Genomic DNA, 24,455 nt, shown 5'->3' with positions numbered 1-24,455 from the left:
ATCAAATGGCACTGACTACCTCACCTATTAGGCAACATCGGTGCGCTTATTTTGGCGTAAGGGTAGCACAGTTATTAATTTATCTCTGGTTTGGGCAATAAGCGATTCTGTGGTTTCCCAATCAATACAGCCGTCGGTGATAGACACACCGTATTCCATTTCGCTTAGCTTTTTCCCATCAGATTTTTGGTTACCCGCTTTTAAGTGGCTTTCTAACATTACGCCAATAATAGACTGATTACCTTCTAGTATTTGATTCACTACGTTTTGTGCAACCAGAGGCTGACGTCGATAGTCTTTTGAAGAGTTCGCATGACTACAGTCGACCACTAAGCCAGCTGTTAGGCCCGCTTCCTGCATTTCAACTTCACACTCAGATACACACACTGAATCGTAGTTAGGCTGTTTACCACCGCGTAAAATAATATGACCATCTGGGTTGCCACTTGTCGCAATAACGCTAACTTGGCCTTGTTTGTTAATGCCCATGAAGCGGTGACCTGAAGCTGCTGATTTAAGGGCATTCAACGCGATATCTAAACTGCCGTCAGTACCATTTTTAAAACCAACTGGCATCGAAAGACCACTCGCCATTTCACGGTGAGTTTGTGACTCAGAGGTGCGAGCACCAATTGCAGACCAGCTGAATAATTCGGCTAAGTACTGAGGGCTAATTGGATCTAGCGCTTCGGTCGCGACCGGAAGTTCGAGTTCAGCCAACCAAATCAATAGTTCTCGGGCTTTACGCAGGCCAGTTTCAATATCGAATGTGTCGTTAATATGAGGGTCGTTAATTAACCCCTTCCAACCCGTTGTGGTACGGGGCTTTTCAAAATAAACGCGCATCACAATGAATAAGGTGTCTTTGCATGATTCATGCAGTTCCTTTAACTTAAGCGCGTATTCTTTAGCTGCTTCAACATCGTGAATAGAACATGGCCCACATACGACCAACATACGATGGTCACGGCGGTGAATGATATCAGAAACAATCTTGCGAGATTCTGAAATAGCTGCAAGCGCTTTCTCTGAGGCAGGCAACTCAGCGCTTAAAGCTTCTGGGGTAATAAGCACATCTTCAGCGCTTACGTGGATATTATTTACTGTGTCCTTGATCATGGGGCTCTCTTAACTACTAAAAACGGAAAAAATGAAACGTCAAAAGAGTATATTTTCGCATGTAAACTTATTTGTACAACAGGCATTTTCTAATTTTCTTTAACGTCATTGACTTTTTAACAACAAACGAATAAGCAAGCAAGCTTTAACGTATAATACTTTGCTTTAAGTCCAACAAATATGTTTTTCACCTGACGATCAGTTAAGTTCACGCCTATTTAGTTTACTTTTCAACCAAAGGTGAGTGTTAGCTCTTCGGCGTGTATCCTTTCTTAAATATGTTAGGTTTCCAACCCCAATGTAGCGAACCTAGACGAATAAATACGGTTGTTATTAGTGAGCCAAAAATACACCACGCGTAGGGTGCATCTAATGCAAACAATGCCGCATACGCTAAGCCACCAGAAAGGCACGCGGTTGCATAAAGGTCGCCGCGCATGACTAAAGGAACCTCTCTGCAAATTACATCCCTTAATAACCCGCCAAATATCCCTGTAGTCATTCCCATGGTTAGCGCCACTATCATTCCTGTACCTTCTATCAGTGCTTTTTCTATGCCCATGATGTTAAAGATGGCAAGCCCTGCCGCATCCATCAAAATAAAATAATAGTTAGATAATGGCGGTAGATAGCGAATGGATAATACTGTGAGTACCACTGCACCATAGGCAGAGTATAAATAAGAAGGCGTTTCTACCCAAAAAATAGGTTGGGTAAGCAATAAGTCTCTGATGGTTCCCCCGCCTAATGCAGTGACCGACGCCACCACTACCACCCCAAAACCATTAATGCTTTTTTCGTGCCCCATCAGTGCGCCAGAAACCGCGAAGAACGCCACCCCAAATAGCCCTAAAAAAAGAAAGTAATCTGCCGTCATTCCTGTCTCACTTGCGTTTTTGTTATAGGTTTATTCTGAAAATAGTTGAGTACAGATCGTTAATTTACGAATTTCGTGTCAGTATTATTGTTTTAAGTATGCAAACCTATCTTGTAGATGAAATTTATACTCATTTTATTCTTTGTTGTTACTACAGTTAACGCTCAGGCAGCGTCCAGCGAATATGCGTTCCCAAATAGTATAGACCCTGCCAGACGCTACGTTTTCTATTCACATGGCTTTATTGTAGAAGGGGATGATCTAACGCCCATACATCCTAGGTGGGGTGTATACAATTTTCCTAGCGTTCAAAAAGCACTTGATGACGATAGCTATGTTTTAATAGCACACCACAGACCAGAAGGTGTAAGTCCTATCGATTACGCTAAACGCCTTGCTGGAGAAGTTAAACAACTTATCACCGCAGGTGTGCCCCCACAGAACATTACCCTTACCGGGTTTTCACGCGGCGGCGCGATTACAATACTCGCGTCAAACGAGTTAAAAAACGCTCGGGTTAACGTTGTGATTTTAGCGGGCTGCGCAGGATTGATTAATCGTAAGCGGGATATTCAGCTATACGGTCGTGTGCTTTCTATTTATGAAACTTCTGACGACGTAGGCTCATGCAACCTCTTAGAAGCTCGAAGCCGTAAACTAAGGGAATTTAAAGAGATAGCCATCTCAACAGGAAAAGAACATGGTGCGTTTTATCGTCCTATGGATGAATGGGTGATTCCGCTAAAACGTTGGATTAGTGAATCAGGCCCCCAAAACGCACAATAGCACTCATGCTTACTGCTGCGCTTTCACGTGTGGTTTGCTTGCGTAAAGCCAATCTACCCCCTGAATTGTTGTGGTGGGAAACGCCGTAGCGTGAGTGGCCTCACCAATGAGTGTGAACTTCAGATTTACCTGATTATCATTCTGCTGCGTTATTTTTTGAGCTAGTTTTTGTGCTCCTTCCACCATATTTTGCCTTTCACCATATTCGGGACGTTCTAATTCGCCTACAGCAAGGAAGACCTTAACTGGCGTTTTAGGTTTAACAACCGGTTCAGACAAAATGGCATTGTCGCGAAACCATACCGATGGGCTGCCAATAATGTAACTACTAAACATATTTGGACGGGTAAAAAGCACATAGGCACTAAACAACCCACCTAAAGAATTTCCCACTAACGTTCTATGCATTCCCTTCACGCGATAGTTATTCTCCATGTAGGTAAATACCGTGTCATTGATAAAGTCAGCATGTTGCCCCGCTTTGCCAGTTTCAAGCTTCCAGTCTTCAGCAAGATAAGGGGTATAGTCGCGAACGCGACTAGAGGCGCCTTTAGACCCTTTAGAGTAGGATATGGCCACGATGATAGCCTGTTCCATTACACCGCTATTCATGGGAAATCGTGTTCCCCCTGACACAACCTGAAATGCATACGAACCATCCAACAAATAAATGACAGGATAAGATGCTTTGGTATTAGCTCGATAGCTTTTCGGTAACTTAATAAAAATGGGGTAAGTTCGGTTAGATTTATTGTCTTGAAGTTCCACAACAGTACTTCTAGGTATTTTGAATTCAACGTCAGCATTTGCCACGGTACTAGCCATAGCACTAAAGACAAACACCGTTATTACCCAGAAAAAACGCAATCGCATGGGGCCACTCATTGTTTTAATTATCTATTTTCAACATCTTATCTCGCAAACGTGCATTGAGCAATTGTGCCAACACCAAGGAATACATTCCGGAATGCTATGTAGTTGGCAGTGACCTTCCAGCGCATGGATGCGCTGACATAGCGCCCATGGATGGGTTTATGACGCACTACTTCATGGTACGGGTCAGCGTTTATAGGAGCGGGAGTCGCCCTCATCAGAAGCCTTCCACAACATGGAGCTATTGCGAAAACTCCATAGATGGATTCGCGCCTCGTTTCACGTGGACTTCTACTGGCGACTAATATTAATATTCAACGGTGAGCCTTAACCGGCTGTTCAGAAGGAAGGGCTTTGTGCGCCTCGGAAACTCTCTACAGCATGGATGCTGTAGCGAAGGCCCCATGGATGGGTTTACGCCGGGTTTCAGAGGCGCACAAAGCCCTTCCCCTAACCAACTCATGCTACAAAGTGCGACCGGAGGGATGCGGTGTAGGTGCCGATGACCTTCCAGCGCAGGACGCGCTGGCAGAGCCCCCATGGATGGGTTTACGGCGAGTCATTGGCACCTACACCGCTTCTCTCCCGCTTTTTTGCAGACACAAAAAAGCCCGCTAATAAGCGGGCTCTTTCGAAGTTAACAATAACGCAAGGATTAGTAATCTTAGTTAAGCTTTTCTTTGATACGTGCAGATTTACCTGAACGTTCACGAAGATAGTAAAGCTTAGCACGACGAACCGCACCGCGGCGTTTAACTTCAATTGAAGAGATAGCCGGGCTGTGTGTTTGGAACACACGCTCAACGCCTTCGCCGCTAGAAATCTTACGTACGGTAAAAGACGAGTGCAGACCACGGTTACGCTTAGCGATAACAACACCTTCATAAGCCTGAAGACGTTCTTTGTCACCTTCGGTAACGCGAACTTTAACAACTACTGTGTCACCCGGGCCGAACCCTGGAACATCAGATTTAAGCTGTGCTTGCTCAATTTTCTTGATGATATCTTGACTGACTTTGCTCATCATATCCTCTCGTCCTAGTTAACTGTCATCTCGCTGCAACTGCGTTTGGAATATTTCCAATAACCGCTGCTGCTCCTCAGTCAGAGCTAGGTGATTTAACAAATCAGGGCGACGCAGTAAGGTTCTACCCAAAGACTGCATTAATCGCCACTGCCTAATTTTTTCATGATCACCACTTAACAACACATCAGGTACCGATTGACCATCTAGTACTTCTGGCCGCGTATAATGCGGACAATCCAGAAGACCATCGGTAAAGGAATCTTCAACTGCTGAAGCTTTATGCCCCAACACGCCGGGAACTAATCTGGCAACTGCGTCCATTAAGACCATTGCCGGCAGTTCACCGCCACTTAGAACGTAATCACCAATGGAGACTTCATCATCTACATGGCTTTCGATTACGCGCTCATCAATTCCTTCATATCGACCACAGATTAAAATCGTACGGTCAATGCCAGCAAGACGTTGAACGCCTGCTTGGTCAAGGGGTTTCCCTTGGGGTGATAAGTAGATCACGCTACTGTTTTCGCCACCAACTTTCTTGGCAGCTTGTATAGCATCGGTAAGCGGTTTAACCATCATCAGCATGCCGGGTCCGCCACCATAGGGGCGATCGTCAACTGTGCGATGGCGGTCATGAGTAAAGTCGCGGGGGTTAAAGGTATCAACCGATAATTTACCAGACTTAACTGCCCTGCCGATTACACCCTGCTGGGTGAATGGCGCGAACATATCTGGAAACAGGCTAACTACCCCGAACCATTTTTCCGGTGTCACTTAAAACCCCGGATCCCAGTCAACTTTAATGACCTTCGCTTCCCGATCTACCTCTTGTACAACGTCGTCGAACACAAAAGGTATTAATCTTTCTTTTTGACCAAAAGCATCGCCTACATTCGCTTTAACGTGAACCACGTCATTGGCACCTGTATTAAATACTTCTTTCACCACACCTAAGTCGTAACCTTGCGTAGTTACCACTTTCATGCCAGTGAGCTCGCGCCAATAAATACCATCGTCCCCTAAATCGGGAAGTTGCGAAGCGCTAATGTTTATATCCAAGTTTTTGATGCGTTCTGCATCATCTCGGCTATCTACACCAACAATCTTTGCTACCAGGCCTTTACCATGCGTTCGCCATTGGTCAATTTGGTATTCGTTTTCTTCGCCAAGGAACCAAGGCAAGTACTCAAAAATACCTTCTGGTGTTTGTGTATAGCTGTTGATTTTGACCCAACCTTTCACACCGTAAGGTGCACCGATTTTGCCAACAACCACAATGTCAGACGCTAAACTCATCTATACTCACCAGTTAATTGCAACTTACGCTGCAGATTTTTTAGCTTCTTTTACCAAGCTAGTTACGCGCTCAGATAAGCTCGCGCCAACACCAACCCAGTAATCAACACGTTCTAGGTCAACGCGTAAACGCTCTGCTTGACCTTGTGCAGTTGGGTTGAAGAAACCAACGTTTTCAATAAAACGACCGTTTCTTGCACGACGGCTATCAGCCACCACTAGTTGATAAAATGGACGCTTTTTCGCGCCACCACGCTGTAAACGAATAGTAACCATAAATGCCTCAAACTCGTTGTAGCGTTACCGTTAACTTAAGCCTTCTTTCAACGCCTATAAATTAAGCGCCTAAGAGAAGGCCGCCGAATTATACGGATATGGGGTGTGAATGCAAGTATAAATGCGGGTTAAATAGGGATTATGCATCCCTATTTGCCAATAAGATGATATTAGTGCAGATAAAGCACATTGTGCGTAGTGTTATTGGGTATAACTCTCACCTAAGCGATAAATTAAAATAGCGGCTTTATGCATGTTTTGCGCAAAAGTAGACATATCGGCCACTTCATCTTTGGTGTGCCCACCGTCCCCCATTAACCCTAAGCCATCAATTGCCATGTCTACATGATCTGCAGCGAATGAAATATCAGCTGCGCCTGCGTTTCGCGGATTTACTGGCGCAACAGGGCCATAACCTAAAGATTCACTCACATCGCTATACATTTTCAACAACGCATAGTTTTGATCGGTCGGTGACATTGGTGGGTAACCATCGGCAAACGTTAAGGTTGCCGATGTATGTAAAAGGTTGTCTGCTACAATGTCTTGCATCACCTTTTTAGCTTTTGCTAGCTCATTAGAGGTTAAGGTACGAATGCCCCCTTTCACGGTCACTTCTTTGGCCACCACATTAGTTTTACCAAAGCCTTGAACAATGGAGTTTTCGGGCTGTATTTGCACTTCCGTACCACCCGCGATAAGGCCAGGGTTAAAGGTAATATTGCCTACGCCCGCTAATTGCTCACGAAAGCTATTTAAAATACGAGCAGTTTCAAAAATAGCGCCATAGCCCACATTGTCGGTAAATATTTGTGATGAGTGCGCAGGCTTACCTACCACATCTAGCTGCCAGCCTATAGAGCCACGACGAGCAACCACAGCGGTTTTAATATCGCCATCGGCATCTTCAAACCCCAGCGCGATATCTGCCCATATTGCCGCATCAACCAAAGCTTTCTTAGATAACGAAAGTGGGCGGCCACTACTTTCTTCATCACCCGTCATCACTACCTTAATACTCACATTATCTAGCAAATTTAAGGCTTTCAGCGCTTGCAGTGCAGCTATAATAATTACGTCACCGCCCTTCATATCAGTAATACCGGGGCCTGCAATATGGCTGTCATCTACAACGCTGTAATTTTGAAATGCATCGTCTTTAGCAAATACTGTATCTAAATGCCCTATCATTAAAATTTTCGGCCCCGAATTTCCATAACTTGCCACTAAATGACCCGCGCGATTAAATTTACTTCCATCAACCCATTGGGTATCAAAACCCATTGCATCGAATTCAGCTTGATAAATAGCCCCCACCTTTTTAACACCGTCGAAATTCATGGTGCCACTGTTAATATTTACCGTTTTTTCCAACATCGCTTTCGACTTAGCCAGATTTTTATCGATGTACTGTGCGATTTCTTTCTCGATAGTGGTATTCGCCAAAGTGGTATGACTGAATAAAAATAAAAGGCTAATAAGTAGGGTAGATTTTATTATGTGTTGCATCACTGATGTCATCCTTTGCAAGTCGATGGAAAATGGAAGAGTAACGAGAGTAATTCGACAGCGATATAATGTCCATATTGCTTTCTTTAAGGAAATGAACCCCAGTGACCTACCTTCCCCTTTAGCTATGCGTTTACTCAACTTATTGACACGCCTAAAATTATACATATGATAATTCACATGTAACTTAACACAATGAAATACCATGCAATTAAGAAACGCCACGTTAGAAGACGTTAATGCGATATGCGCTATTTACAATAAGGGAATACAGTCAGGTAGTGCGACATTTGACACTTCTATGCGCACGCCAACGGATATAGAGAATTGGTTAGCAGAACAAAGTAGATACCCTGTAATTGTTGGTATAGAAAAAAACAACGTTATCGGGTTTGCCCGACTGTCTAAATACAGCGATCGCGATTGCTATAAAACGATTGCCGAATTTTCTATTTACCTTGCTGACGAAGCCAAGGGTAAAGGTTTAGGAACAAAATTACTTTCAGCGTTATTAAGCGCGGCGAAAAGTGGGGGGGTTAATAAAGTGCTTTCACGAATATTTACCTTTAACCACGCCAGTTTGTCTCTATGCGAGAAATTGGGGTTTAGAGAAGTCGGTATTTATCAGCGCCATGGTAAAATAGATGGTAAATGGCTTGACGTCGTTATAGTCGAGAAGCTTTTGTGATATTCAAAATCAAGCAAACTAATAGCTTGCCCCATGTAACTTTCTTCCAATAATTCATTTTTGAGTCTGTCGGCTCTTAGGGCCCATTCCAAACTGAAAAGGGCATTTAATACTGTCAATATGCATGCTTGATAGAAGCCTATGTGGTGATCTGCGTATTGAGTGATAACTTTTTATTTACAACTTACACGTTAATGCTTCTCAAGGAACGATTTTTGAACTACTTTAGGTAGACGTCTAAACGTCTAAAATCCAAATTAACTTTTAAGGTATGTTCAATGAAACCAGAAACCATTGCATTACACGCAGGCTATACTAGCGAAGAAACCACCAAAGCGGCAACCACACCTATCTATCAAACCACCTCATTTACCTTTGATAATACACAGCATGGCGCTGATTTGTTCGACCTTAAAGTACCAGGTTATATCTACAGCCGAATAATGAACCCGACAAACGCGGTGTTAGAGCAGCGTTTAACTGAATTGGAAGGTGGTGTGGGCGCCCTAGCTGTAGCCTCTGGCATGGCCGCTATTCGCTACGCCATTGAAGCTATCGCAGAAGTGGGAAGTAATATTGTTAGTGTTGGGCAGTTATACGGTGGCACCTACAACCTATTTGCGCATACTTTTCCTCGCCAAGGTATTCAAACGACCTTTGTACAAGCCAATGACTTCGAAGGCCTTGCCGCCGCCATTGATGAAAATACGAAAGCGGTATTTTGCGAATCTATTGGCAACCCTGCAGGAAACGTAGTTGATATTAAACGATGGGCCGATATTGCACATGCCGCAGGCGTGCCTTTAATTGTTGATAACACGGTAGCCACGCCTATTCTCTGCAAGGTGTTCGACCATGGGGCTGATATCGCCATACATTCGCTAACCAAATATATTGGCGGTCACGGTACGACTGTTGGCGGTATTATTGTTGATTCAGGTAACTTTGACTGGGCTTCTCAGCCAGAGCGATTCAGTATGCTGACCACTCCCGATCCAAGCTACCATGGTGTTACCTACACCGAAGCCCTTGGCCCTGCCGCGTATATTGGCCGTTGTCGTGTCGTTCCTCTTCGAAACACGGGGGCAGCGCTTTCAGCACAAAGTGCGTTCAATATTATGCAAGGTTTAGAAACCTTATCGTTGCGCATGGAGCGTCACTGCGAAAACGCAGAAAAAGTAGCTGCGTTCCTGCAAAAACACCCTTCAGTGAACTGGGTTAACTATGCGGCCCTGCCTGATAGTGAACACTTTGAAACCTGCCAACGCATTTGTGGCGGTAAAGCGGCCGGTATTATTAGCTTTGGTATTCAAGGTGGGTTGCCAGCAGGCGCTCAGTTTATCGATGCCCTACAACTAATTTTACGCTTGGTTAATATTGGTGATGCAAAGTCTTTAGCATGTCATCCTGCCAGTACAACACACCGTCAATTGAATGCTGAAGAACTCGCGTCGGCCGGTGTTAGTGAAGATATGGTGCGTATTTCGGTAGGTATCGAACATATCGACGATATTGTGGCTGACATCGAGCAAGCGCTTATCGCTAGCCAAAGCTAAACACTTGAAGCAGTTACGCTTTGTATTTTAAAGCGCTTAATTGCACTTAGGTATGTCGGGGTTCTGGATTTCAAATGGAGCCCCGGCGTCTTGCCTATTCTCTTTATTCCGCCGTTTGTTCCTTGACTCGTGTCTTTTCCTCACTTTCGGATTGTCTAACAAATTTTTAATTTAGTCTGTGTCAGTAAGGTACAAGCAAGGCTCCACCCACCTGATTTACTGCAACTGTAGTCGCATGAATAAATCAACTTTTCCTTATTCAGCGTATAGTCTTATCGGTTAATCGTTCTCGACCAATGGTCGAACACATCGATAGCGCAAATTAGATACGGTTTTCCGTAATGTCGCTTTACCCGGTTAAAAATTTAAAAGAGGTTATTTTGGCAACACCGTTAAATGAAGTGTCAACAAAACAAGTACTGCAGTGGATAGGTTCACACTTAAGCCAATACAAAACACGTGTCGCTGGGGCCATTATCGCCTTGTTTACTGCCGCTATAGCATGGTTAATGCTAGGACAAGGCATTAAATACGCCATCGATAGTGGCTTTGTTGAAAGCGCCTCTGAAACCTTAAACCAGGCCACGGTTATTGTACTGGTGATAACGTTGATTGCCTGCATTGCTACCTATGCCCGCTTTTACTTGATGACATGGTTGGGCGAGAGAGTCAGTGCCGATATTAGGAATCAGGTTTACTCTCATTTGCTCTCACTTCCCCCATCGTTTTTCGCAGAGCTTAGAACCGGTGAGGTTATTTCACGCTTCACCAGCGACACGACGGTCATTCAAACTGTGGTGGGCATGAGCTTATCAATGACGCTTCGCTCGGTAGTAACATTTGTTGGCGCGTTGGTGCTAATGGGAATATCGAGTCCCCTACTTACCTTTTGCGTCATCATTGCAGTACCCGCGGTACTTGTCCCCATCAAAGTGTTGGCACCGCAAGTGCGCAAGTTCGCTAAAATTAGTCAAGATAAGGTGGCAGATTTAGGCTCGCACATAGATGAAAGCCTGCATGAAATTATGACGGTTCAAGCGTATACCGCAGAAGACAAAGAACGTGCCCACTTTTCATCTCGCGTAGAGTCTGCCATGGATGCGGCCAAGCATCGTATCCATTACCGCTCTTTATTAATTGGCTGCATTATGTGCTTGAGCATGACAGCCATTATATTTATTGCTTGGGTAGGCGCACGCCAAGTATTAGAAGGCAAAATGACCGTCGGGGAATTGTCTGCTTTTCTATTTTACGCGGTGATGGCAGGTGGCAGTATCGCCACTGTGAGTGAAGTAATTGGTGAAGTGCAACGAGGCGTAGGCGCAAGCGAACGCCTTTATCAGCTACTGAATGCAACATCAGAAGTGACCTCGCTGTCTGAACATTCGGCTTCATCGCAAGTACCTCAGGTAGCGCCTGCTATTGCGTTTAAAGACATGAGCTTTGGTTATCCCGGTACTAAGCCTTTATTTAACAACCTAAACGTAAATATTAAAGCCGGTGAGAATCTTGCTTTAGTGGGAGCGAGTGGCGCTGGAAAGTCGTCTCTATTCCAATTGCTGATGCGTTTTTACGACCCCTCTAGCGGTGAAATCACTTTTGATGACACTCCCATTATCGGCATGCCGCTAAGCTGCTTGCGCCAACATATTGCCATTGTTACCCAAGAGCCTGTGGTATTCGCCAATAGCGTAATGGAAAACATTCGCTATGGCAGCCCCAAAGCAACGGATGACGAAGTAATGAGTGCGGCCAAAAAAGCTTTTGCCCATGAGTTTATCGATAATCTGGAAAATCGCTATCACACTCAATTGGGGGAGCGTGGCATCAAGCTTTCTGGCGGGCAGAAACAGCGCATCGCCATAGCCCGTGCAATATTAGCCAATCGCCCTATCCTTCTTTTAGATGAAGCAACAAGTGCGCTAGATGCCATGAGTGAGCGTATGGTTCAACAGGCAATGAACCGTTTAATGGAAGGCAAAACCAGTATTGTTATCGCACATCGACTTGCCACCGTTCAACATGCTGATCGTATAGTTGTGATGGATAAAGGCAACATTGTCAGTATCGGTACACACACACAGTTAATGAAAAGCGATACCCTGTACAGAGAATACGCTGAACTGCAATTGCTTAGCTAAGCCGCCTATGGTGCTATAGCACTAGAATTTTGCTTGTGTTAAGTGGCGAAAAAAGAACGCAAAAACAGCCACTAATTATCATCACTAAAAAAATAAAAACTAAAAGATTTCGGAAAAAAAATGACAAATATGATCTCCCGATACGCGAGGGTATCGGCGTGCTGTGTAGTATTGGCGCTGACAAGTGTACCGGCTTACAGCCAATTTATGGGTGACAAACAAGCTAAGTTAGTCGTGACTGAACCGGTCTCTTTCATGTATGAAACCCGAAAAGTGGAAGCGGTGGGCAGTGCCGAGGCGCTCCGCTCTATTGCACTTTACCCTGCCGTTGCCGACGAGGTCATAGAAGTCAATTTTGTTCCTGGCCAACTGGTTGAAGCTGGGAAAGTATTAATAAAGCTAGACAACCGTAGGCAGAAAGTTGCAGTAAAACGAGCCGAACTAACCCTTAAAGATGCACAACGCACGCTTGATAGGCTTGTTACTAGCCATGCCCAAGGCGCGGTGCCCATCAGTGAGCTTGATCTTGCACGCACCCAGCGTGACCTAGCCGAGGTTGCTTTAGAAGAAGCCATTGTCGACTTAGATGACCGTTTTATAAAAGCACCTTTTGATGGCGTTGTTGGCATTACTGACATTGAAGTAGGCGATAGAATAAATGAACAAACGTTAATCACCACGCTTGACCATAGAAGTAAGCTTTACATTAACTTCAAAGCCCCAGAAGCGGCTTTACCTGTGCTGATGAACGCGCCGGATGTGACGTTAGAACCTTGGAGCGATCGCGAAGTGGCTATTAAGGCCGAAATTGCACAAATTGACTCACGCATTAACGAAGCTGATCGTACCTTACGTGCCCGCGCGCTGTTAGACAACTCTGCAGACAAATTCCGCCCTGGTATGAGCTTTCGGGTAAATTTAAGCATTAAAGGCGACCGCTATGCTGCTATTCCAGAAGCCGCGTTATTGTGGGGTGCCACTGGCGCGTACATTTGGCTTGCAGAATCTGGAAAGGCGAAGCGTGTCGATGTAAACGTTCATCAACGTTTACGCGGTGCAATTTTAGTGTCTGGCGCCATTAGCGAAGGAGACACGCTAATTGCTGAGGGCGTGCAGCGTCTTCGAAATGGACAAGACATTACGACGGAATTGGTTGGGGGCCCCTCCAATGAGTAACACGCCTGTAACCAACGATCTCCCCTCGTTATCAATTCGACGGCCAGTACTCATTGTTGTTCTTAACTTACTTATTGCGATTGCCGGTTTATCGGCATTAAGTGCACTAGAAGTTCGAGAACTCCCCGATGTAGATACACCAAGAATTACGGTGACCGCCACCTACCCAGGTGCGTCACCGGAAACCGTTGATGCAGAGGTCACCAGTCGCTTAGAAGGCGCAGTAGCCCGCGTTAGCGGCGTAAAGAATATTTCCGCACAAAGTGAAGAAAACTCAGCAAGAATAAGGGTAGAGTTTCGCGCTGGCGTCAACTTAGAAGATGCCGCCAACGAAACCCGAGAGTCAGTGAGTCGCGTTCAACGACAACTACCGGATGACGTTGAAGAGCTTGCTATTATTCGTGCAGACAGTGACGCGCAAGCGGTGGTAAGCCTTGCGATTTCAAGTGAAACCCTAGACATGGAAACCCTAACTGAGCGTGTTGATACCGATGTCGCTCCGCTTTTTTTAAGCATTCCTGGGGTGGCGGATGTCAGCATGAGTGGCGACAGAGAACGTGTACTTAGGGTATCCGTTGACCCCCTTCGTTTAACCAGCTTTGGGCTATCGATGGCCGAAATTGCCAGCGCATTAGAACTCGCGCCTTTTGATGTGCCAGCAGGCAGTATTCAATCTTCCGATCAAGCCTTAATTGTGCGAGCAGACGCTACATCAGTCAGTGCTGAAGATGTAGGTAACATTGTCGTTTCAGGTGATATACGAATCAGCGACGTCGCTAGTGTGTATTTTGGCCCTGCCGATTCCAGCAGTATGGTTCGACTTGATGGCCGGCCTGTTATTGGCTTAGGCGTTATACGCCAAGCCAGTTCGAACACCATTGAAATTTCAGATGAAGTGCTTTCTATGGTGAAAGACTTAGACAAACGCTTTACGGATATGAAGATTGTAGTGACGTCTGACGACGCCGAATTTATTCGAGATTCGGTAAAAGAAGTAGTAGTGTCGTTGAGTCTTACCGTAGCCTTGGTTGTTCTTACTTTATTAGTGTTTATTGGCTCTTGGCGCGCCACTATTGTGCCAGCACTGAGTATCCCGGTCTCACTTGCAGGTGCGTTAGGTATTATTTGGGCCATGGGCTTTTCGGTTAACATCCTAACCTTATTGGCGCTAGTCCTTGCCACAGGCATGATTGTTGATGACGCCATTGTGGTATCTGAAAACATTCAGCGCAGAAGAGCTATGGGGCTTGGTCCTCGGGCAGCCGCGGTTATTGGTACCCGTGAAGTATTTTTTGCGGTTATTGCTACCACAGCAGTACTAGCCTCGGTGTTTATACCTATCGCATTTTTGCCATCTACCGCAGGGCGCTTATTCAGAGAATTCGGCGGCGTGCTAGCGGGAGCAGTCATTATTTCATCGTTTGTTGCTTTGTCGTTAGTACCCGCGCTTACCGCTCGGCTCTCGAAAAAGCAATCGACGAAGTCGGGCTTTTTCGATGCCACCTTTGGCCGCTTCGGTCACGCCTGTTTACGGATGTATCAAAAGTCATTAGTGGTCGCGCTAAAATATGCGTGGGCGGTAGGCATACTAAGCTTATTGGCTGGCGGTGGTGCGTATTTACTGGCAAAAAATATCGATAATGAATTAATGCCAAGTGAAGATAGAGGCACTATTCGTATATTTGCTCGTGGGCCCGATGGTGCAGGCTTGAACTTCATGGACCGACAGGCCGAGAAGATGGAAGAAATGCTATTCCCTTATGTGGAAAACGGCACCATAGACTCTATTTACACAGTAGTGGGACAGTGGGATCCTAACATTGTATTTATTACTGTTCCGCTTAAACATTGGGATGACCGCGACAAGTCGCTACAAGACATCGTGGGTGAAATTCGCCCTGGCTTGCAAGCCATTCCAGGTGCGCCGGGCAATGCCTTTGGTGGAAACAGCCTTAATTTACGTGGCCAAGGTGGTGGACTAGAACTGGCACTCACTGGCGATACTTATGAAAATATTCATAAAGCGGCATTGGCTTTTGCTAACGAGATAGAGAATGCGTTACCTGAAGTAGGTAGGCCGCAAATAAGCTACGACCCTACGCAGCCTCAAATGCGAGTTAATATAGATAGGCGACGAGCAGAGGAATTAGGTGTGCCACTGCCTGATATTGCCAGCGCCCTTCGCGCTGCGGTTAACGGTGATGATATTGCTGATTTAAACGTGGGTGACCAAGCCATTCCTATTATGCTGCAAACTAATAATAGAAATTCTATTAACCCATCAGATCTGACTAACCTGTATGTGAAAAGCAGTACCGGCAACCTAGTGCCATTATCCAGTGTCGCATTTATTACAGAAGAAGGTGTGGCGGCAGAACTTGAACGCCAAGCGCAGCGCCGTGCCATCAATATCGAAATGGATTTACCAGAAAACTTAGCCTTAAGCGATGTGGTAGACAGTATTCGTGAACTTGGCAACGAAACGTTACCAGATGGCATGGGGTTGGTATTCTTAGGTGAAGCACAAACCTATGAAGAAACATCTAAGCAAGTCGCCCTCACCTATGTACTCGCGTTTATTATTGTACTGCTAGTATTGGCAGCGCAATTTGAAAGTGTGAATTCAGCCGTTGTGGTTATGTTGACGGTCCCCTTCGGTATTGCTGCGGCTATTTATGCCCTATACCTAACCAGTACAAGCATTAACATTTACTCGCAAATTGGCTTGGTGATGCTAATAGGTCTGCTGGCGAAAAATGCCATCTTACTTATTGAGTTTGCTGATCAGTTACGCGACAAAGGCTACAGCGTTTACGATGCCATTATAGAAGCGGGTCGCGTTCGCCTTCGCCCCATTATGATGACATTAGTGTCTACAATATTAGGTGGCTTGCCCCTTATACTTTCAACCGGTGCTGGTGCTGAAGCGCGAAATGCTATTGGCTGGGTTGTGTTTGGTGGGCTAGGCATTGCGGTAGTCTTTACCTTATACCTAACCCCAGTGCTATATCTTGCATTAGCCCGATTTACAAAACCTCGCGCCGATGAAAGCCAGCGGTTAGAAGGGGAAATGCGAGAGGCTGAACTGCGCGAAGAAGCCAGTGTAAGTTAAGGCCAATACAGACGGCGTGAATATTCGCTTACTCCTCTGTACCTAAAGTATCTTTTAAAAGCCTCGTTTTTAACGGGGCTTTTTTATAACTCAGCGGCTTATAACCGCTGCACTATTTAAGCTTCATCATGCTTATAATTGTCGCCGATTATGTGATGGGTAATTCACTTTTTCACTTTTCCATAGGTGATAGCAAAAAGTTATCACACTGATAGTTAAAACATCCCAAAAAATGGGGCTTTCATGCCTATCTCACTGTTTATTTTACTCTCTAACTCTTACAATCCGCGCGAATAAAAATTGCTGCTAGGAATCGACACCATGTTAGACGTGGCACTCATTGTCATCGCCATTCTTGCACTACTGTGCGTTATCTTTGAAGACCTCATTCATATAGACAAAGCCAAAACTACCTTATTACTAGGCACTATTTCTTGGTTACTTCTGTTTATATTTTCTTCGTCTATTTCTCAGACTAAGCACATCAATGACGCGTTAATGAGTAACTTCACCGAAATTTCCACATTATGGTTATTTTTGGTGGCAGCGATGACATTCGTGGCGTATTTAAACCGAAAAGGCTTAATTGAAAATGTGATGAATATTGTGATGCCAGAGAAAATCAGCCTAAAAGCATTACTGTTCTTTACTGCTATTTTCAGTTTTTGCTTCTCCTCATTAGCCGATAACATTACAGCAACGCTGGTATCAATTGCGTTAGTGCTGTCTTTGGGCTTGCCATTAAAACAGACCATCCGCTTTTCCGTTTTGGTGGTGTTCGCCGTTAATTCAGGTGGGGTATCATTGATTACCGGCGATGTCACAACGCTGATGATTTTTCTGCAACACAAAGTGTCTATTACCGAACTGCTCATGCTGATAGTCCCATCCTTTATCACCGTGATGTTGCTAGCAGCATTGCTTAGTATTGGCATTACTGGCGAAGTAAGAATTAAGAAACAGCGAAATGATATCGCAACGGTTGATTACATGATTGCCGCCATATTTCTTGCGACCATAATATTTACCCTGGCCGCTAATGTCATGTTTTCCATTCCGCCTGTACTTAGCTTTTTAACCGGTATGGCGGTTATGTTTATGGTGGCAACGCTCAACGGAAAACACAACGACAACGACCCCATACTCAACTACATTCGTTATATTGAATTCGACACCCTGTTGTTTTTCTTAGGTGTGCTATTGCTTGTAGGCATGTTGGAACATATTCACGCACTTAACGGCTTTATGTATTTATACGATTCACTGCCTGTGAGCGTAGCTAATTATCTGATGGGGATAGTATCGTCTATGATAGATAACGTACCTTTAACCGCAGCGTTGTTAAAAGCGGAAATAGCCATGACGACACCTGAGTGGTTATCGTTCACTTATGCGGTGGGTGTGGGTGGCTCTTTATTAGTCATAGGATCGGCAGCAGGTATTGTGGCCATGAGTAAAGTGGAAGGGCTAACTTTCGCTACCTTCCTACGTTACTCTGCCCTATTACTTCTTGCTTATAGTGTTGGCTACACTATGGTATTGCTGTTAGCTAATGCGTTGTACTAGCAAGGCCAAGTAGTGAAAACACTATTCAGTGATCCCACGCTTTGCTACCGACGGTTAGTAACTTGTGTATATTGCATCTCGCTGAGCACTTGGCGTCTAGCTAAGCTCTAAGTGTTTAACCAGCTCTAGGCAGTTAGTGCGGAGCTTGGCTATTAACCTGACTGGGCAGTGCACTGCTGCCTGCTATCAATGCTTTTGCCAATAGTTTATGGGTAAGTACCGATAATAGCTCTGTTTCTGCTTCACTTCGCTCTCCATCAACGCCTGTGATTGCCATGGCGACCTCCAAGGTTTTTTCCGCGTCAAAAGATAGGTCATCTTTTAGCGCTCGCATGAACTTAAGCTCATCGCCAGTATCAATAGCTTGTCTAGTTTGATAAATCGTATCGTTCAAGAAAGCTTCCCGGCAAATTGGGCTTTGCCAGTCTAATTCTTCAACCATTGAATTGAGATAGTCTTGTTCGGATAACGTCACCATACCGTCTACTTGGTAAAGTAGTACTGACAATTTGATAAGTGCTTGATTAAAGGTTTGTTGCTGTGAAAGTTGCATAGTTTCATCCTCTTCGTGCCATACGCATTGGCACCACTACTTGCCCGCATCCTGCTAGGCAGTTTATTGTTTCTCACGAGAGTTTTAATGTTGCTCCTACTCGTTGACAGCTATATTACGCCACCATGAACAATTAAGTTCAACATGTGAAATTAATGTAAAACAACTGTTATTATTATAGTCCTTTTCCTACGGGTTCCAAGTAAACTTGCGTATAAGAAGCCCAAAATAAGTGTAAAGATGATTGTAAAGAATAGAGCTGCTAACGCAGCCCTAGCGTGATATCGTTAATGTAGAAATTGCCAGTAAACGTTTTGTCATTTTCACCATGGGGATCGAGTGCAAAAAATTGCTTTTCCTGATCGGCAAGCGCTTGATAGCCACCAATCACTTGATACATCCATACCTCTTGATCAAAGCCTAATGCTTTTTCTTCATAGTAGGTTAACGCTGTTTTCGGTTGGCCTGAATCAATGACTTCGCAGAAGAAGTCTTCTATGGCCAACTGCAATTCATCCTTTTCAAGAGATACCGTAGATTGTGCGGTTACATCGATATCTTGTTGTGCTTCAGCATCATCTTGTTTAGTAGCACGTTGATGAATATGCGTAAGCGAGGACACAATCTCTTGATAATCGTTCTCGTGCTCAACGTTATTCACGTCTGGCGCAGCTGCACTAATCACGCTGTTCGATTGATTAAACAACACTGGCACTTGGGTCAAGTTAGTGTAGTTACCCGGCGCAAAGTCAGGGTGTTGCTCCATGTGTAGCAAGTAGCCTTTAAGTAAGCGAGTACGACCTTGGAATTCCCGAAACCGGCCAAGCAAATCTATCAACCGCGCTTGTACTACCGAGAGTTCTTGCGCGGCTTTTGAAAAGCGCTGTTGCAAAGAAACCACCAGCAAATGGCGAAGCTCTCGGTTTGAGCCAGCTATTTCACTTAATTCGTCAAAGCGGAAACATTCCAGCTGTGACAACAGATCAGTAACTTGCCCTTGCGCCAGTTCGTTTTCGCGAATTTTCGCATCTACCGAAGACACATAACCAAACTCATTGGTAATACGCCCGAATAATACACGTACGCTATTCGATAATGACTCAGACAGTTGATACACATGCTCGGTTAAATCGCTCATGTGAGCAGCAGACTCATTGTACTTATTGTAATGCAGCGCTTCTTTATAATGCTCAGCCAAGGTTTTTAAGCTCGCTAGCGACGCACCGATATTCGCATTAATCGTGCGGTTTCTTTCATCTTGTAAGCTACCTTCTAGTAACGTACGCACCGCACTTTTAAGCCGCAACTCACTTTGCGACTCGGGACGCCAAAGCACTCCCAGCTGCACCAATTGCTCTAAAACCTTAGGGCTGTGTTTTTGCTCATCAACGGTGCCGTTTATATACACCTGCATAATAAGGTCACTGTGCTTACCCAATGCATTCAGTAAGCGAGTGCCTGTTTGAATAAGCGCTTGGCTCATAACAAGCTACCTTGGGTTATAGCTGCATCAGCTTGCTCAGATAAACTTAGCGCTTCGGTTTCATCAATAAAACGCAGCATTTCATAGAGGTGCTCTACTTTACCGGTAGCAAGGTAAATCTGCTTTTCTGGGTTTGGCCTAGTTAAGTACCCCATTTCAGTTAAGCGTTTAAATACCTGCTTTAACTGACCATCTAAATTTACGCTGGTAGAACCAAACATGCGGTAACGAGAAATTTTCTCTAGTTGCTCGGCATAGGCAGGGGTATCTTCAATAGTAGTTTGCAGTTCGTTCAAGCGAATAGCATTGCCCATGGTAACCGGCATATCAGATTCATTGGCCTGTTGTACTAACAACAACCATTCCACCAGCGGGACTAAGTTCGACGCGGTATCTTGAAACTGTTGAGTTAGCATTTTGCGCTCTGTCTCACCAATGGTGAGGTAACTGGCAAAAAACACATCGCCTTCAGCTGTGCTTGAAAGCGTGCGATTTAGCATGGCTAAATGTGGCTCTAGTTGCTGGGCTTTTTCACGGTTTTTCAAGAAACGCCATGCTTCTTCGTCAGTAACCTGACAAATAAACGTCCCTTGCAATAGTGCGCTTAACACGCGGCCTTGTTCAGTCATCATGATAATGTCTCCTGGCTAGCGGCGTTCCCTTTATCTTTTGCTTTTTTAGCTTGTAGGCGAGCAGCAATGCCACTGGTTCTAGGCTGAACCACCTGCAACTGGCGGGTTACTTTGTCAATTAAGTAGCGGTTTTCAAACAAAGTAAGTACTTCCGATTCTGGGTTAGGAAACGCCCCGACTACGCTAATGTTATTATTCTGACAGGCATCAAATATTTTCTTCACATTGCTTTGATGCAGCGTACCTAGTTCATCAATTGGCCAGTGTACGGTTGCTTCTGCGTCGCCTCGCAGTAAACGGGTAAAGGCCAGTAAGAACTTACACAAAATAAGGTAAGCCATACCATGACTAGACGATTCATTAAGCTGACGATCGGTTCGGATAACCAAGTCGCTTTTGCCTTCACGTAAATGAAGTTCGATATCAAGCAACTTGCTGATGCCGCCAGTTAGTGCTGCGCGGCCTAAAATATCTAGCACACGGCGCATACTTAGCCCGTATTCTTCTTCAGGTAAGGTATTGGCGCCCTCTTCCATCCAATGCTCGTAAAGCTTTCTAAACTGCTCTAGCTCTGGCCAGAATTCTAGCTCACTTATGCGAGAGCGAATTTTAACAGCTGAATCAGACACACCATCTAGGAACAGCTCACCGTCGACTTCTTGGGTAATTCGGCGGCTTTGCGACACAATGCGCTTATCTATATCGGCAAGTACAAAGTAGTACTGAGACAAGTCAGCCCCGAATATTCTGCCCTGCTCACGTAAGCCTTGCAGTTTCTGAGGCACTATCACATTAAGAAGCTGAGATAAGTGAGATACCATGCGGCGATGGTCGAAGCTCTTTACACCGTGGGCGTTAATAGTGGCGCATTCTTCACGTGCGCGCTCCCATGTATCAGAAAGCCCAGTTCCAGCTTGCGCTGCAATCAACTGATCGAACCTTTCTACATAAGCTCGAATATCACTATAAAGTGTATCTCGTTCTTGTAAGTGCCCTTGAACTTCAGAAATACGCTGGTTCACACTGACATCGTCATGCTTAATTTCAGTAAACTCTTTCGCTGCTTGCAGGGTAAGCTTACTGAGTGATTTACTTAATGTTCGAACTTGTTCTAGTTGATCCGTTGCTGTCTTCAGCCTAGTTTCAAGTGAAGCTTGCTGTTCTTGTAGTTGTTCGCGCGTCGCTTTGTACTCGCTTTGCTTTTGAGCTAAACCGCGTTCAGATTCCCCTAAAGATTTCCGTGCTTTAGCTAGTTCGTCCTGCCATACCACTTTTTGTTTAGTGAAAATGGTGGCATACCAACGTTCATAGTCAGCCACTTTATGGCGGTGGGCTTCGGTGCGGTTTATGTCCTCTTTCAGCTTATTAATTTGCTTTTTAAGCTGGCCTATTTCGTCTATATCTACACCGCGATTATTTAGCTCATTTTCAAGCCACTTTTGCATGTCTTCACGGTCGCGAGCAGCATTCGCTTTTGCCTGCTGCATGTCTTTATCAATTTGTGCAATACGGCCTGTACTGTCGGCGATAAGTTGTTGCCAATGGAAGCTATGTTCTGTTTCCGACTCTCGCTGCTGATCTTTTATTTCATCGCGGCTAAGCTCATATTGGGCTTTGGCTTGTTTTTGAGCTTGAAGGTTAGCTTCAAGCTTGGTTTTCGCCTTTTGCTTACGCGCTGAAAGCGCCTGCTGGTATTCGCTTAATAAGCTATCTCGGTCTTGTTGCGCACGCTTACGGCTAGCCTCGGCACTTTTCACTGCATTGTCTTTTTGCGTCATCGACAATTCAGCATTACGCACATCTTCATTGGCTTTAGCTAAACGCGTTTCGCATTCATTTTGCGCAGCAAGCGATGCCGCTTGACGAGTTTCGGCTAATTGAAGTTGTTGCTTTAAGGCTTGTTCGGTTTGTGCGTATTCAGGTATTTCAAGTTCTGATAGGGCTAGACTAACGCCCATCAGCGACGTATTTGCTTCGTCAGTGTCCGACTTTTGGTCCAATTTGGCTTCACCAGCGGCTTTAACCACGCTGGGGTTCAAGTCGTTTCTGTCTAACAATTCAGGGCGAAGCACCTTACCTAACGATAATTCCCAATCATCGACATTGGCTCGCAAGAATTCTAGCAGTGAGCCCTCTCCGGGGTACAACAAACCATTGATTTTTGAAACTGCACTCTCTTCTTTTTGAAACGCAACGCGCGCTTTATCAAGGGCGTTTGAGGCATCTTGCCTAAACTGCACCGCTTTACTGTGGGCTTGCTGAGTTTGTCGGTAAGCCGCTCGAGCTGCATCTTCGTTAACCGACGCTTCTTTTGTGGCGCCATCAAGCAAATCTAATTGCGACTGTTCAAATTCGTTGTAACCCGCGTTAGATAGCGAGGACTTAAGTTCAGCTTCAGCGACTTTAAGCTCACCAGACGCGGTTTGATAATTTGCTTGTAAGGTGCTGAGCTGGCCTGCGTAGTCGTCTCGAATGCGAGCAATGGCTTCATGTTCTTGTTGTGTTTGCTCTGCTTTGGTTTCCGCTTCCTCTTGCCTTGCCGCTGACAGTGACTCTAACGAGAGTGACAACTTATCGCCTAGTTCAGCCAATCGTTTGTTGTAGGCTGATTCAATATCTTGGTGCTTTTCGGTAAGCAATAGATAGCGGCTGTCGGCCAGCTCGCGCGCGTTTTGCCACTGCGCTAGATTGGCCACGTCTTCTTTTAGTTTATCGATATTCTGGTCTTGCCATTTATCGAATTCACGCTCAACGGTATCGAGTTCACTGGTGTATTTTTCAACATCAGCACGGGCAGACGAAATAACTTGGTTAAGGTGATCACGGGTATCGTGCCACTGACTATCCGTTTGTTTACGCTGAAATGTGTTCTCATCTAATTCGTTTTTAGTGGTATCAACGCGAGTAGATAGATGCACTTTATCCAACTCAAAGCTGTGCTTTAAGTTAGCTAATAGTTGCTCAGTGCTGCTTAACGCCATATCGGCTTGTTCAAGTTTACTGAACTCAGGACGAATATTGTCGAACTGTTTGATTAACTGGCATTCTTTAATCCAGTCATCAACACGGTGACGGCTTAAACCTGAAGTAGGCGGTGTTACCCCGTCTTCTTCCAAAATAGCGGCAATCATGGCTTTGATGGTTTCCATCTTGCCTTCTTTTGAATGCACCGCTTTTGCAAGTTTTTCGATATGACGCATGTGCTTGCTTGGCTCGCACAGGCTAAATATTTTAGCGTAACCTAACAGCTCACGCCCGTTACCGCTTTGGTTTAATACACCATGGTCGTTTTGCACAATCGCGCGGAAGTCTTTGGTATTAAGTAAGCTGGTTACCATCACGTTGTTGCGTTTCATGGCGCGGGCAAGTTCGGCGCTACTTACGCTAACGTGCTTACCACTTTTTTGTTTAATTAAGTAATCGTCGATATCGAACGGCTTGCCCACTAAACGATAGTTAACACCCGAACCGTTGGAGCTTAAAACCGCTTGGCATAAATCACCATCGGCGCGCGCATACTCATAAATAATAAAACTGGATAAACGAGGTAAGTACCAACGCTCAAAACTATCGCGAGTGGCAGGTACAACACGACTAGGATATTCACCGTAAAAAACCGGAATGAGCCGCTGCAAGGTAGTTTTACCCGATGCGTTCGTACCACAGATGTTGGTATGCCCATCAAGCTTTAATTCAACCACACCCGGCAAATGGGTATCGATGAGAACAATACGTTTTAAGCCTGCCATTCAGTATCCTATTATTTGAGTATCAGCACATTG

General features: G+C 45.0%; 20 protein-coding genes. 8 read left to right on the top strand and 12 right to left on the bottom strand.

Features of this window, described 5'->3' with window-relative positions:
- Positions 1-27: 27 nt before the first annotated feature.
- Both FLAVO9R_RS06205 and FLAVO9R_RS06200 read right to left on the bottom strand, forming a co-directional pair.
- A complete protein-coding gene (locus tag FLAVO9R_RS06205; RefSeq protein ID WP_159529719.1) occupies positions 28-1,119 on the bottom strand; it encodes a 3-deoxy-7-phosphoheptulonate synthase in 1,092 nt (363 codons plus the stop codon).
- Between the two features lie 247 nt (positions 1,120-1,366).
- On the bottom strand, positions 1,367-1,996 hold the full coding sequence (locus FLAVO9R_RS06200) for a trimeric intracellular cation channel family protein (protein ID WP_013784894.1): 630 nt from the start codon (positions 1,994-1,996) through the stop codon (positions 1,367-1,369).
- A 117-nt stretch (positions 1,997-2,113) separates the two neighbouring features.
- Between FLAVO9R_RS06200 and FLAVO9R_RS06195 the strand changes: the two genes are divergently transcribed.
- On the top strand, positions 2,114-2,782 hold the full coding sequence (locus FLAVO9R_RS06195) for an alpha/beta hydrolase (RefSeq protein WP_159529717.1): 669 nt from the start codon (positions 2,114-2,116) through the stop codon (positions 2,780-2,782).
- Positions 2,783-2,791: 9 nt separating this feature from the next.
- Here FLAVO9R_RS06195 and FLAVO9R_RS06190 read toward each other — a convergent pair whose 3' ends face one another.
- Positions 2,792-3,655: an alpha/beta hydrolase gene (locus FLAVO9R_RS06190; RefSeq protein ID WP_232370591.1), complete on the bottom strand. Its 864-nt coding sequence runs from the start codon at positions 3,653-3,655 to the stop codon at positions 2,792-2,794.
- Positions 3,656-4,009: 354 nt separating this feature from the next.
- On the opposite strand from FLAVO9R_RS06190, the gene FLAVO9R_RS06185 reads away from it, so the two are divergent.
- On the top strand, positions 4,010-4,273 hold the full coding sequence (locus tag FLAVO9R_RS06185) for a hypothetical protein (RefSeq protein ID WP_218395391.1): 264 nt from the start codon (positions 4,010-4,012) through the stop codon (positions 4,271-4,273).
- 46 nt (positions 4,274-4,319) lie between these two features.
- Here FLAVO9R_RS06185 and rplS read toward each other — a convergent pair whose 3' ends face one another.
- The 5 genes from rplS to FLAVO9R_RS06160 all read right to left on the bottom strand — a co-directional run bounded on the left by rplS (position 4,320) and on the right by FLAVO9R_RS06160 (position 7,766).
- Positions 4,320-4,679 carry a 50S ribosomal protein L19 gene (rplS, locus tag FLAVO9R_RS06180; RefSeq protein WP_013784897.1) on the bottom strand — a complete coding sequence of 120 codons (360 nt, stop codon included), beginning with the start codon at positions 4,677-4,679 and terminating at the stop codon, positions 4,320-4,322.
- 18 nt (positions 4,680-4,697) lie between these two features.
- Positions 4,698-5,459: a tRNA (guanosine(37)-N1)-methyltransferase TrmD gene (trmD, locus tag FLAVO9R_RS06175; RefSeq protein WP_013784898.1), complete on the bottom strand. Its 762-nt coding sequence runs from the start codon at positions 5,457-5,459 to the stop codon at positions 4,698-4,700.
- Complete coding sequence (gene rimM / locus FLAVO9R_RS06170; protein WP_159529711.1) at positions 5,460-5,981, bottom strand: ribosome maturation factor RimM; 522 nt, start codon at positions 5,979-5,981, stop codon at positions 5,460-5,462.
- A gap of 24 nt (positions 5,982-6,005) precedes the next feature.
- A complete protein-coding gene (gene rpsP, locus FLAVO9R_RS06165; RefSeq protein ID WP_013784900.1) occupies positions 6,006-6,257 on the bottom strand; it encodes a 30S ribosomal protein S16 in 252 nt (83 codons plus the stop codon).
- Positions 6,258-6,458: 201 nt separating this feature from the next.
- Entirely contained in the window at positions 6,459-7,766 is a 1,308-nt protein-coding gene (locus FLAVO9R_RS06160) for a M20/M25/M40 family metallo-hydrolase (RefSeq protein WP_159534433.1), read from the bottom strand.
- A 205-nt stretch (positions 7,767-7,971) separates the two neighbouring features.
- On the opposite strand from FLAVO9R_RS06160, the gene FLAVO9R_RS06155 reads away from it, so the two are divergent.
- The 6 genes from FLAVO9R_RS06155 (at position 7,972) to nhaD (ending at position 18,005) form a co-directional block, all read left to right on the top strand.
- Entirely contained in the window at positions 7,972-8,454 is a 483-nt protein-coding gene (locus FLAVO9R_RS06155) for an arsinothricin resistance N-acetyltransferase ArsN1 family A (RefSeq protein ID WP_159529709.1), read from the top strand.
- A 278-nt stretch (positions 8,455-8,732) separates the two neighbouring features.
- Complete coding sequence (locus tag FLAVO9R_RS06150; RefSeq protein ID WP_159529707.1) at positions 8,733-10,010, top strand: O-acetylhomoserine aminocarboxypropyltransferase/cysteine synthase family protein; 1,278 nt, start codon at positions 8,733-8,735, stop codon at positions 10,008-10,010.
- 380 nt (positions 10,011-10,390) lie between these two features.
- Positions 10,391-12,151 (top strand): ABC transporter transmembrane domain-containing protein, encoded by a 1,761-nt coding sequence (locus tag FLAVO9R_RS06145; RefSeq protein ID WP_159529705.1) that lies wholly within the window; start codon positions 10,391-10,393, stop codon positions 12,149-12,151.
- Positions 12,152-12,280: 129 nt separating this feature from the next.
- A complete protein-coding gene (locus FLAVO9R_RS06140; RefSeq protein WP_373996580.1) occupies positions 12,281-13,327 on the top strand; it encodes an efflux RND transporter periplasmic adaptor subunit in 1,047 nt (348 codons plus the stop codon).
- The gene (locus FLAVO9R_RS06135; protein WP_159529703.1) at positions 13,320-16,439 is read left to right on the top strand and encodes an efflux RND transporter permease subunit; all 3,120 of its coding nucleotides are present in this window, start codon (positions 13,320-13,322) and stop codon (positions 16,437-16,439) included. The genes FLAVO9R_RS06140 and FLAVO9R_RS06135 overlap by 8 nt, the downstream gene beginning before the upstream one ends.
- A 321-nt stretch (positions 16,440-16,760) precedes the next feature.
- Positions 16,761-18,005, top strand: a complete 1,245-nt coding sequence (gene nhaD / locus FLAVO9R_RS06130) for a sodium:proton antiporter NhaD (protein ID WP_159529701.1) — start codon at positions 16,761-16,763, stop codon at positions 18,003-18,005.
- A gap of 133 nt (positions 18,006-18,138) precedes the next feature.
- On the opposite strand, the gene FLAVO9R_RS06125 is transcribed toward nhaD, so the two are convergent.
- The 4 genes from FLAVO9R_RS06125 to FLAVO9R_RS06110 all read right to left on the bottom strand — a co-directional run bounded on the left by FLAVO9R_RS06125 (position 18,139) and on the right by FLAVO9R_RS06110 (position 24,422).
- Positions 18,139-18,558 carry a tellurite resistance TerB family protein gene (locus FLAVO9R_RS06125; protein WP_159529699.1) on the bottom strand — a complete coding sequence of 140 codons (420 nt, stop codon included), beginning with the start codon at positions 18,556-18,558 and terminating at the stop codon, positions 18,139-18,141.
- Positions 18,559-18,820: 262 nt separating this feature from the next.
- Positions 18,821-20,041, bottom strand: coding sequence for a phosphoenolpyruvate carboxylase (locus FLAVO9R_RS06120; protein ID WP_159529697.1), 1,221 nt, complete (start codon positions 20,039-20,041; stop codon positions 18,821-18,823).
- Entirely contained in the window at positions 20,038-20,673 is a 636-nt protein-coding gene (locus tag FLAVO9R_RS06115; protein WP_159529695.1) for a condensin complex protein MksE, read from the bottom strand. Before FLAVO9R_RS06115 ends, FLAVO9R_RS06120 begins: the two co-directional genes overlap by 4 nt.
- The gene (locus FLAVO9R_RS06110) at positions 20,670-24,422 is read right to left on the bottom strand and encodes an ATP-binding protein (RefSeq protein WP_159529693.1); all 3,753 of its coding nucleotides are present in this window, start codon (positions 24,420-24,422) and stop codon (positions 20,670-20,672) included. Before FLAVO9R_RS06110 ends, FLAVO9R_RS06115 begins: the two co-directional genes overlap by 4 nt.
- Positions 24,423-24,455: the final 33 nt, after the last annotated feature.

Origin of the sequence: Alteromonas sp. 38 (assembly GCF_902506055.1) — a bacterium.
In the GTDB taxonomy this organism is placed as follows: Bacteria; Pseudomonadota; Gammaproteobacteria; order Enterobacterales; family Alteromonadaceae; genus Alteromonas; species Alteromonas lipotrueae.
Note: the sequence above shows the minus strand (reverse complement) of the source record. Positions and strands in the feature narration are given on the sequence as shown.

What these genes read in the sequence shown, in the direction of transcription:
- FLAVO9R_RS06205 (WP_159529719.1), bottom strand. Translation starts at nt 1,119, where the DNA reads ATGATCAAGGACACAGTAAATAATATCCACGTAAGCGCTGAAGATGTG.
- FLAVO9R_RS06200 (WP_013784894.1), bottom strand. Translation starts at nt 1,996, where the DNA reads ATGACGGCAGATTACTTTCTTTTTTTAGGGCTATTTGGGGTGGCGTTC.
- FLAVO9R_RS06195 (WP_159529717.1), top strand. Translation starts at nt 2,114, where the DNA reads ATGAAATTTATACTCATTTTATTCTTTGTTGTTACTACAGTTAACGCT.
- FLAVO9R_RS06190 (WP_232370591.1), bottom strand. Translation starts at nt 3,655, where the DNA reads ATGCGATTGCGTTTTTTCTGGGTAATAACGGTGTTTGTCTTTAGTGCT.
- rplS (WP_013784897.1), bottom strand. Translation starts at nt 4,679, where the DNA reads ATGAGCAAAGTCAGTCAAGATATCATCAAGAAAATTGAGCAAGCACAG.
- rimM (WP_159529711.1), bottom strand. Translation starts at nt 5,981, where the DNA reads ATGAGTTTAGCGTCTGACATTGTGGTTGTTGGCAAAATCGGTGCACCT.
- rpsP (WP_013784900.1), bottom strand. Translation starts at nt 6,257, where the DNA reads ATGGTTACTATTCGTTTACAGCGTGGTGGCGCGAAAAAGCGTCCATTT.
- FLAVO9R_RS06160 (WP_159534433.1), bottom strand. Translation starts at nt 7,766, where the DNA reads ATGCAACACATAATAAAATCTACCCTACTTATTAGCCTTTTATTTTTA.
- FLAVO9R_RS06155 (WP_159529709.1), top strand. Translation starts at nt 7,972, where the DNA reads ATGCAATTAAGAAACGCCACGTTAGAAGACGTTAATGCGATATGCGCT.
- FLAVO9R_RS06150 (WP_159529707.1), top strand. Translation starts at nt 8,733, where the DNA reads ATGAAACCAGAAACCATTGCATTACACGCAGGCTATACTAGCGAAGAA.
- FLAVO9R_RS06140 (WP_373996580.1), top strand. Translation starts at nt 12,281, where the DNA reads ATGATCTCCCGATACGCGAGGGTATCGGCGTGCTGTGTAGTATTGGCG.
- FLAVO9R_RS06135 (WP_159529703.1), top strand. Translation starts at nt 13,320, where the DNA reads ATGAGTAACACGCCTGTAACCAACGATCTCCCCTCGTTATCAATTCGA.
- nhaD (WP_159529701.1), top strand. Translation starts at nt 16,761, where the DNA reads ATGTTAGACGTGGCACTCATTGTCATCGCCATTCTTGCACTACTGTGC.
- FLAVO9R_RS06125 (WP_159529699.1), bottom strand. Translation starts at nt 18,558, where the DNA reads ATGCAACTTTCACAGCAACAAACCTTTAATCAAGCACTTATCAAATTG.
- FLAVO9R_RS06120 (WP_159529697.1), bottom strand. Translation starts at nt 20,041, where the DNA reads ATGAGCCAAGCGCTTATTCAAACAGGCACTCGCTTACTGAATGCATTG.
- FLAVO9R_RS06115 (WP_159529695.1), bottom strand. Translation starts at nt 20,673, where the DNA reads ATGATGACTGAACAAGGCCGCGTGTTAAGCGCACTATTGCAAGGGACG.
- FLAVO9R_RS06110 (WP_159529693.1), bottom strand. Translation starts at nt 24,422, where the DNA reads ATGGCAGGCTTAAAACGTATTGTTCTCATCGATACCCATTTGCCGGGT.